The following is an 8,947-nucleotide window of genomic DNA, read 5'->3' on the forward strand; positions in this document are numbered from 1 at the left end:
GAATATCAGCCAAAAGCCGGTTGAGAGCTTCCCCTCAACCATAGAATCTCCCACAATTGGATGGGGGTGAACATAGATTCTGCGTGCGCTGCAGGCCACTGTGGGAGCGGGCTTGCCCGCGAAGAGGCCGGTACATCCAACATCGATGTTGTCTGACACACCGCCTTCGCGAGCAAGCCCGCTCCCACAGGTTTCTGTGGTGCATTTCAATATCGCTTTGTCCCTTTAAGATCCGATGCTGTCTGCTATTGATCTTTGAATCCCCCGGATTCTCTCTAGTATCGCCACATGAGTGCACACGCTCACTCCCAATAAAAATAAAAGAGAATCCCCATGCGATATCGCCCCCTGATCAAGTCCCAGGCTGTTTCGACGTCTTTGAAATTTGCCGTGCTGAGTACATCGCTAACTTGTCTGCCGTCTTTCGCCGACGGTATTTTCGAAGATGCCCATGTCACCGCAAACCTGCGCAACTACTACATCAACCGCAACTTCACCGAGAGCGCTTATCCGCAAGCCAAGGCCGAGGAGTGGACGCAAAGCGTGATCATGGATGCCCGTTCCGGGTTTACCTCGGGCACGGTCGGGTTCGGCGTGGATGCGTTGGGTCTGTATTCGCAGAAACTCGACGGCGGTAAAGGCACGACCAATACGCAACTGTTGCCGGTTCACGACGATGGTCGGCCAGCGGACGATTTCGGGCGTCTGGCGGTGGCGGCGAAAGTGCGGTTTGCCAAGACCCAGGCGAAGGTCGGTGAGTGGGTGGTAAGCCTGCCGGTGGTCCGTTCCGATGATGGTCGATCATTGCCGCAAACCTTTCGCGGTGCGCAGATCACCTCAAAGGACCTGGATAACTTCACGTTCTATGGCGGTCAGCTGCGCGGCAACAGCCCGCGCAATGACGCGAGCATGGAGCGGATGTCGATGTTCAATCGTCCGGGCATCACCTCCGACCGTTTCAATTTCTCCGGTGTGGAATATGCCTTCAATGACAATCAGAGCCAGGTCGGCGCCTGGTATGCGCAACTTGAAGATATCTATCACCAGCGCTATTTCAACTTCACCCATAGCCAAAAACTTGGTGATTGGCTGTTAGGGGCCAACCTTGGATTCTTCAGTGGTGAGGACGACGGCAAACAGCTGGCCGGTGAGCTGGATAACAAAACCTGGTCGGCACTGCTGTCTGCCCGCTATCTGGGCAACACGTTTTATCTGGGCCTGCAAAAGGTCGATGGCGATAACTGGATGCGCCTGAACGGAACCAGCGGCGCGACCCTGGCCAACGACAGTTTCAGCAACAGTTATGACTTTGCCGACGAGCGTTCCTGGCAACTGCGTCACGACTTCGATTTTGTCGCACTGGGTGTTCCGGGCCTGACCCTGATGAACCGCTACATCAGGGGTTCGAATGTGCACTCCGCTGGCGTAACCGATGGCAAGGAGTGGGGGCGTGAGTCGGAACTGACCTATGTGATCCAGAGCGGCACCTTGAAGAACCTTTCCTTGCGCTGGCGTAACTCTGTCATCAAGCGCGACTTCAACCTGGCGGATTTCAACGAAAACCGCCTCATCATCAGTTACCCGCTTTCAATCCTGTAATCCGTGTGAAACCGCCAGGGCCGAAGCCGCGCTTCAGCTCTGGCGGTAGTCCTTGGTGGTTTTTCCGGTCCAGCGCTTGAACGCCCGGCGAAAATTCGTCGGCTCGGAAAAGCCCAGCAGCAGGGCGATATCGTCGGTGCTCATGATCGTGGTCCTGAGGTATTCGATGGCCAGCGAACAGCGCACATCGTCGGTAATGGCCACGAACGAAGTGTCTTCGTCCTGAAGCTTGCGCCGCAGGCTGCGGGTGGTCATATGCAGCTTTTCGGCGACGGTCTCCATGCTCGGAAACTCACCGGGCGTCTGCATCATCATCTGGTACACCTCGCCGGAAATCCCGGTCGAGACCTTGGCCTGGCCGATCAGGCGGTCGCAGGTTTCCTGCAGCACGGTGGCGGTCAGGCGGTGAGCCAGATGGGGTTTCTGATCGAGAATCGAGCTGTCGTAATGCAGCTCGCACTGATCGTGATCGAAGACGCAGGGGCAACCCAGGTATTGCTCATAGATTTCGGCGTAGGCCGGCGCCGGGTAGGAAAAACAGGCTTTGGTCGGCGGGCAACTTTTGCCGAAGACATCCTGCAAGTGGGTCACGTGCTGGGTGAATTGCTGCTCGATGAGGAACTGCTTGATCTCGCGGGACGGACTCGGATTGGAGGCGTCCGGAAACGTCCACACGGCCTCGTCTTCGTATTCATGCCATTCGATGGTCAGGGTCGGCGTGGCCAATGAGTGGTACTTCACGCCCAACCGGAAGTAATCGCGCAGCGACAGGCAGGACATCAGCGCGTAGCCATACATGCCATAGGCCGACAGGTGCAGGCGCGAGCCAGTCTTGAACGGGGTCGCGGGGTCTTTGGAGAGGGACAGTGCATTGCCGCAAACCGTCGCGTATTGCCGCACCGATGTCAGCGCGGTGGCGTCGTAGATGCTGTCCTCGGCGACGCCGCTGCCTTTAAGGCTGTCTGCGGGTGCAATGCCCTGTTCGCTGAGGACTTCCACCAGCGCGGCGATTTTATAGGGGGCGTAGATGCGATCGTTGAATAGGGGCGTTTTCGGCGGCATGGGTGACTCCTTCGACTGTCCCTTAAGGATCTATAGGTGTCCGTTAATGATCTTACCGGCGGAGTGGAAATTCAATAAGCTTGTTTCCACACGCAGAAGCCGCGAATCACGTCGATCTTCTTCGCCCCTGCGCAATCCAATAACAAGACAGGACCCTCCATGAGTCAGCCGAGCCGCAAAGTCATCATTTCCTGCGCAGTCACAGGTGCGACGCACACACCGTCGATGTCCGAATACCTGCCGCTGACCCCGGCGCAAATCCAGGAACAATCGATTGAAGCGGCCGAAGCCGGCGCGGCGATCCTGCACCTGCACGCCCGCGATCCCGAGGATGGCCGTCCGACCCCGGATCCGGCAGTCTTCAGCCAGTTCGTCCCGGCCATCGCCCAAGCCACTGATGCGATCATCAACATCACCACCGGTGGCAGCACCCGCATGACCTTGGCCCAGCGCCTCGCCTATCCACTGCTGGCCAAACCGGAGCTGTGTTCGCTGAACATGGGCTCGATGAATTTTTCCATCCACCCGATCGCCAGCAAGATCTCCAGCTGGCGTCATGACTGGGAGAAGGATCACATCGAAGGCATGGAAGACGTGGTGTTCAAGAACACCTTCAAGGACATCCGCGAGATCATGCTGGAGTTGGGCGAGTACGGCACCCGTTTCGAATTCGAGTGCTACGACGTCGGCCATTTGTACAATCTGGCGTATTTCGTCGAGCAGGGACTGGTCAAGCCGCCGCTGTTCATCCAGTCCTGCTTCGGCATCCTCGGCGGCCTGGGTGCCGACCCGGAAAACCTGTCGATCATGCGCGCCACCGCCGACCGGTTGTTCGGGCGGCACAACTATGAATTCTCCATCCTCGGCGCCGGGCGGCATCAGCTGCCGTTCGTGACCATGGGCGCGATCATGGGCGGCAACGTGCGCGTCGGTCTTGAAGACAGCATCTACCTGGCCAAGGGGGTGAAGGCCCGGACCAACGCCGAACAGGTGCGCAAAGTGCGCCACATCCTTGAAGAGCTTTCCTACGAAATTGCCACGCCCGATGAAGCCCGACAGATGCTCGGCCTCAAGGGCAGACATCAGGTTCACCTGTAACTGCGCTGCCCGAACCCACCAGAAAAATAACAAAAAGAGGTTGCACCATGACGATCATGCTCAGCACCGCCGAGACCCATTGGCTGGCCACACGGCGAGCGATGACCCGACTCATTCCGCTGATGTGTGCCATTTACTTCATGTCCTACCTGGACCGCACCAACGTTGCATTGGCCAAGGCGGCGCTGAACGCCGATCTGGGCATCAGCGCAGCCGCCTATGGGCTGGGTGCGGGAATATTCTTTCTCGGCTATGCGCTGCTTGAGGTGCCCAGCAATCTGTTGGCGCACCGCATCGGGCCACGCCGCTGGATCGCGCGAATCGCCGTGACCTGGGGCACCCTGTCCTCGGCCATGATGTTCGTTCAGGGCGAGTGGTCGTTCTATCTGCTACGGGTCCTGCTGGGCATCGCCGAGGCGGGGCTGTTTCCCGCGCTGATGTACATGGTGACCCTGTGGTTCGCGCCCAAGGATCGTGCCATCGCCATTGGCTGGATTTACCTGGCGCCGGCACTGGCACTGGTCATCGGCAACCCGATCGGCGGCGCACTGATGAAGATGGACGGCATCGGCGGCCTGTATGGCTGGCAGTGGATGTTCCTGCTTGAAGGCCTGCCAAGCATCATTGTCGGCGTGATTCTGTGGTTCAAGTTGCCGGAGCGTCCCCGGGATGCACGCTGGCTGACCAAGGCCGAGGCCGACTCGCTGGAGGCCCATGCGCTGCTGCCCGGCCATGCCGACTCCCATGAGTATTCCGGTCACTGGGGCAAGGCACTGAAGCGTCCGACCACAATCCTGATCGGCCTGATCTATTTCCTGAACCAGGTGGCGTTCGTCGGACTGGTGTTCTTTACCCCATCGATCATCCAGCAGATGCAGATCACCTCGCCGCTCACTGTGGGTCTGCTGTCCAGCAGTGTCGGTTTCGGCTTTCTGGCCGGGGTGCTGGTGCTGCCGAGGATCCATCGCAAAATCGCCCGGGACTGCTACTGCCTTGGGCTGTTCACCGTCGGGCTGATCGCCAGCTCCCTGGCTTTTACGCTGATCAGCGATGCGGCGGTGCGAATCGCATTGTTCACCGCCACGGCGTTCTTCGCTGGCGGGGTGTTGCCGATTTACTGGGCCATCGCCATGAAACGCCTGCAAGGGATTCAAGCGGCGGCAGGGCTTGCGTTCATCAACACCATTGGCCTGCTGGGCGGGTTTGCCGGGCCTTACCTGTTTGGCCTGGTTGAAAAGGCCACGGGCTTGAGCTCGTCGGGTTTCTACGTGATCGTGTCCGCCGCTGTGCTGGGGTTGCTGCTGGTACCGTTGCTGGCCAGAGCGATCGACAACGAGCCGGGCCCGCAGTTGGTTGCAGAATAAGAGGAGAGCGTCATGAAAATTGTGGATTTGCTGACACCGCCGCCGGGTCTGAAGGTGGTCATCACCGGAGGCGCCGCGGGCATCGGCGCGGTTATCGCCAAGGCGTTCCATGAGGTGGGTGCGCAGGTTTACATCTGCGATATCAATGCCGCTGCCGTCGAGCGCATGAAGCTGGAATTCCCTGGCATGCACGGCGGGGTGGTGGATGTCGGGATCAAGCAGCATGTCGACCGGATCATGGACGAGGCGATTTCGCTGCTCGGCGGGTTGGACATCCTGGTCAACAATGCCGGCATTGCCGGACCGACCGGGAGCATCGAGGAACTGGATGCGGATGCGTGGGAACAGACCATTTCCACCAACCTCAACAGCCAGTACTACTTCCTGAGCAAAGCGGTGCCGCACCTGAAACAGTCGGGACACAATCCGCACATCATCGCCATGTCTTCGGTGGCCGGTCGCCTGGGTTATCCGTTCCGAACGCCTTACGCGTCCACCAAATGGGCCATCGTCGGGATGATGAAGTCACTGGCCAACGAACTGGGGCCCCACAACATCCGGGTCAATGCAATCCTGCCGGGTGTGGTGGCGGGGGAGCGCATGGATCGGGTGATCGATGCGCGCGCCAAGGCGCTGGACATCAGCTTTGAATCGATGCGCGATCAGTACCTGGAAAAGATCTCGCTGCGGCGGATGGTGACGATGGAGGATGTGGCGGCGATGGCGCTGTTCCTGTCTTCGCGGGCTGCGGTAAACATCACCGGGCAGGCGATCAGCGTGGATGGCAATGTCGAGTACCTGTAGAGCTGCCTTGAATCGCCGCTGAATGTACCGGCCTCTTCGCGGGCAAGCCTCGCTCCTACGGATCTTGTGGTTGGACGCGGAATTTGCGGTCGACTGAAGTTCACTGTGGGAGCGGGCTTGCCCGCGAAGAGGTCGGCACATCCAACGTCGCCAGTCAGCCCAGCTCAAACGTCGTGACCCCAAACACCCGCTCCTGCGCAATCGCCGGGGCAGGGCCGAGGTACATGCGGGCGCAGCCGAAGACTTCCACCATGCCCTGCTGGTGCACAAGTGACATGGCGGCGGGGTTGTTTTCCGGGGCGTCGAGAAACAGCGGGCTGCCTTGCGCAAATTCTGCCAGGCGCGTGTAGAGGGCATTGGCTGCCGGGGCGTCGTCGGCGAGCAAGGGGCCAATCTTGTAGCCTTCCAGGCAGCGCCTTGCTACGCCATATCCGCTCAATCTGCCCTCGCGCCGGCAACCCACGGCGAGTGCATCGGGCTGGGCGATCCACCCGCGCAGAAAGGCTGCGCGCCGGGCGGGGAAGCAGGTTCGGTCATAAGCGACCACCTGATCGAAAGGGACGGTGGCTAGCGTCACAATCTCCTGACCGTCTACCGACGCGATTATTGGACGTTCGCTGTTCTCGGCTCGAAAACGCATGTTGCGATGGGAGAAGACGAATCCTCCCTTGGCGTAGTAGTCCTGCATCGCGAAAACACCGTCCATGCCGATGCTTGCCCCAGGACGCAGGCGGGCGAGGAGTCGTTTGCGGCGGGCGTGCCAGAGGGTATTGCCGAGGCCTTGACCGCGAAACTCGGGCCGCACGATGAAGAAACCCATGAATCCATATTCGCCGTTGTAGGACGTGATCGCGCCACCGCCGATCAACTCCCCGTCCAAAGTCGCCGCGATGAAGGCTTCAGGGTCCGCAGCCCAGAACAGCTCGGCATCGTGCAAGCCGGGATTCCAACCCTCACGAGCCGCCCAACCGACAAGCTCGTCCAGCTCGGCACGGGTCATGTTGCGGATGACCAGCTGATTCGACACGGCGAAGTTCTCCTCAATCGCTGACCGGGCACACGGCCCGTCCCCACTCTGAACCCTTTTTCGATACTCCGCGCACTCCCGGATCAAAGGTCATCGGTTGTCATGAACTGAAAAAGCGTTGTCGCCAAATGAACAATAGGCCGTCCCCCTCTCGACTTAACCTGCTCCTCAAGTTCTGCAGGGCAAGCCCTCGTTACACAGTCCTCATTGCATTACCGGAGCGTCACATTGAACAAGAAAGATAAAGATCTCTCCCAGCAAGCCGCGATGCACACGTTGAGCCTGAACCCGGCGTTCGGTCCTCGTAGCCGCGATCTGGTCGGCACCGCGCGCATGGTCCTGCGGCAAGTGTTGAAGCAGCCCGTGCACAGCGCCCGGCACATGGCGGCGTTCGGCGTTGAGCTGAAAAACGTCCTGCTCAACCGCTCGCAACTCACGCCGGCGGCGGGGGACAAGCGTTTCGACGAGAAAACCTGGCAGCGCAATCCGCTGTATCGCCGCTACATGCAGACCTACCTGGCCTGGTGTCAGGAAATGAACGACTGGATCAGCACCAGCAACCTCAGCGAACAGGACGCGCAACGTGGCCAGTTCGTCATCGGCCTGCTGACCGAGGCGATGGCGCCGACCAACACACCGGCCAATCCGGCGGCGATCAAGCGTTTCTTCGAAACCGGCGGCAAGAGCGTGCTGGATGGCTTCTCGCAGATGGTTCGGGACCTGATCGACAACAACGGCATGCCCAGCCAGGTGGACAAGACCGCCTTCGAAGTCGGTCGCAATCTGGGGACCACCGAAGGTGCGGTGGTGTTTCGCAATGAGGTGCTGGAACTGATCCAGTACAAGCCCCGCACCGAACAGATGCAGGTGCGTCCGTTGCTGGTGGTGCCGCCGCAGATCAACAAGTTCTACCTGTTCGACCTGACGCCGGAGAAGAGCCTGATCCGCTATCTGCTCGACAACGGAATCCAGGCCTTCGCCATCAGCTGGCGCAACCCGGGCAAGGCGCAGCGTGAGTGGGGTTTCTCCAGCTACATCGAAGCCCTGAAGGAAGCGGTCGACGCCATTCTGGCGATCACCGGCAGCACCGATCTGAACATCTTCGGCGCCTGTTCCGGCGGCTGCACCATGTCCTCGCTGTTGGGGCATTACGCCGCGCTGGAAGAGACGAAGGTCAATGCCTTCACCCTGGCCGTCAGCATGCTGGACATCCGCCCGGACACGCAGGTCGGGCTGTTCGCCGACGAGAAAACCCTCGAGGCCGCCAAGCGCAGGTCGTATCAGACAGGCGTGCTGGAGGGCCGCGAGCTGGCCAAGGTCTTCGCCTGGATGCGCCCCAATGACCTGATCTGGAGTTACTGGATCAACAACTACCTGCTCGGCAACGAGCCGCCGGCGTTCGATGTCCTGTACTGGAACAACGACACCACCAACCTGCCAGCCGCGCTGCACGGCGAGTTCATCGATATGTACCAGCACAACCCCTTCGCCCGCGCCGGCGCGATGGAGGTTTGCGGCACACTGATCGACCTCGCGCAGGTGACCTGTGATTTCTACTGCATCGCCGGCATGACCGACCACATCACCCCGTGGGAAGCCTGCTACCGCTCCATGCATCTGTTCGGCGGCCAGGGCGAGTTCGTGGTGTCCAACAGCGGGCATATCCAGAGCGTCCTCAACCCGCCGGGTAATCCCAAGTCGCGTTTCATGACCGGCAGCACGTTGCCTGAAGAGGCTCAGGAGTGGATGGATGCGGCGACCGAACAGTCAGGCTCGTGGTGGCCGCATTGGCTGGCGTGGGTGCAGGCACGGTCGGGGGAGCGCAAGAAGGCTCCGCGTAAATTGGGCAGTCGGGGATATGCGGCGGGAGAGGCTGCGCCGGGGACGTATGTGCATTTGCGCTGAGCCTGCAATGATCAGATAACTTGTGGTGTTTACCATTGTGGCGAGGGGGCTTGCCCCCGTTGGACTGCGCAGCAGTCCCATCTTTTTG

Annotated in this window: 7 protein-coding genes; 5 read left to right on the forward strand and 2 right to left on the reverse strand. The window is 60.0% G+C overall.

The window, feature by feature from the left end:
* The first annotated feature begins 333 nt into the window (after positions 1–333).
* Complete coding sequence (locus tag ACW9JE_RS25750; RefSeq protein ID WP_457434335.1) at positions 334–1,599, forward strand: OprD family porin; 1,266 nt, start codon at positions 334–336, stop codon at positions 1,597–1,599.
* Positions 1,600–1,632: 33 nt separating this feature from the next.
* Here the strand turns inward: ACW9JE_RS25750 and ACW9JE_RS25755 are convergent, their stop codons facing one another.
* Positions 1,633–2,661 carry an AraC family transcriptional regulator gene (locus ACW9JE_RS25755; protein ID WP_457434336.1) on the reverse strand — a complete coding sequence of 343 codons (1,029 nt, stop codon included), beginning with the start codon at positions 2,659–2,661 and terminating at the stop codon, positions 1,633–1,635.
* A 159-nt stretch (positions 2,662–2,820) separates the two neighbouring features.
* Here ACW9JE_RS25755 and ACW9JE_RS25760 point away from each other — a divergent pair, with 159 nt between their 5' ends.
* Genes ACW9JE_RS25760 through ACW9JE_RS25770 form a run of 3 tightly spaced genes read left to right on the forward strand, consistent with a single transcriptional unit; the run spans position 2,821 to position 5,927 of the window.
* The gene (locus ACW9JE_RS25760; RefSeq protein ID WP_457434337.1) at positions 2,821–3,759 is read left to right on the forward strand and encodes a 3-keto-5-aminohexanoate cleavage protein; all 939 of its coding nucleotides are present in this window, start codon (positions 2,821–2,823) and stop codon (positions 3,757–3,759) included.
* A 47-nt stretch (positions 3,760–3,806) separates the two neighbouring features.
* Positions 3,807–5,123 (forward strand): MFS transporter, encoded by a 1,317-nt coding sequence (locus ACW9JE_RS25765; protein WP_457434338.1) that lies wholly within the window; start codon positions 3,807–3,809, stop codon positions 5,121–5,123.
* Between the two features lie 12 nt (positions 5,124–5,135).
* Positions 5,136–5,927 carry an SDR family oxidoreductase gene (locus tag ACW9JE_RS25770; RefSeq protein ID WP_457434339.1) on the forward strand — a complete coding sequence of 264 codons (792 nt, stop codon included), beginning with the start codon at positions 5,136–5,138 and terminating at the stop codon, positions 5,925–5,927.
* A gap of 154 nt (positions 5,928–6,081) precedes the next feature.
* Here ACW9JE_RS25770 and ACW9JE_RS25775 read toward each other — a convergent pair whose 3' ends face one another.
* Positions 6,082–6,954 (reverse strand): GNAT family N-acetyltransferase, encoded by an 873-nt coding sequence (locus ACW9JE_RS25775; protein ID WP_457434340.1) that lies wholly within the window; start codon positions 6,952–6,954, stop codon positions 6,082–6,084.
* Positions 6,955–7,182: 228 nt separating this feature from the next.
* Here ACW9JE_RS25775 and phaC point away from each other — a divergent pair, with 228 nt between their 5' ends.
* On the forward strand, positions 7,183–8,859 hold the full coding sequence (gene phaC / locus ACW9JE_RS25780) for a class II poly(R)-hydroxyalkanoic acid synthase (protein ID WP_457434341.1): 1,677 nt from the start codon (positions 7,183–7,185) through the stop codon (positions 8,857–8,859).
* The last annotated feature ends 88 nt before the right edge of the window (positions 8,860–8,947 follow it).

It is taken from the genome of Pseudomonas sp. SDO55104_S430 (assembly GCF_054070595.1).

Bases quoted from the DNA above. Each gene is read 5' to 3' on its own strand.
- ACW9JE_RS25750 (WP_457434335.1), top strand. From the start codon at position 334: ATGCGATATCGCCCCCTGATCAAGTCCCAGGCTGTTTCGACGTCTTTG.
- ACW9JE_RS25755 (WP_457434336.1), bottom strand. From the start codon at position 2,661: ATGCCGCCGAAAACGCCCCTATTCAACGATCGCATCTACGCCCCCTAT.
- ACW9JE_RS25760 (WP_457434337.1), top strand. From the start codon at position 2,821: ATGAGTCAGCCGAGCCGCAAAGTCATCATTTCCTGCGCAGTCACAGGT.
- ACW9JE_RS25765 (WP_457434338.1), top strand. From the start codon at position 3,807: ATGACGATCATGCTCAGCACCGCCGAGACCCATTGGCTGGCCACACGG.
- ACW9JE_RS25770 (WP_457434339.1), top strand. From the start codon at position 5,136: ATGAAAATTGTGGATTTGCTGACACCGCCGCCGGGTCTGAAGGTGGTC.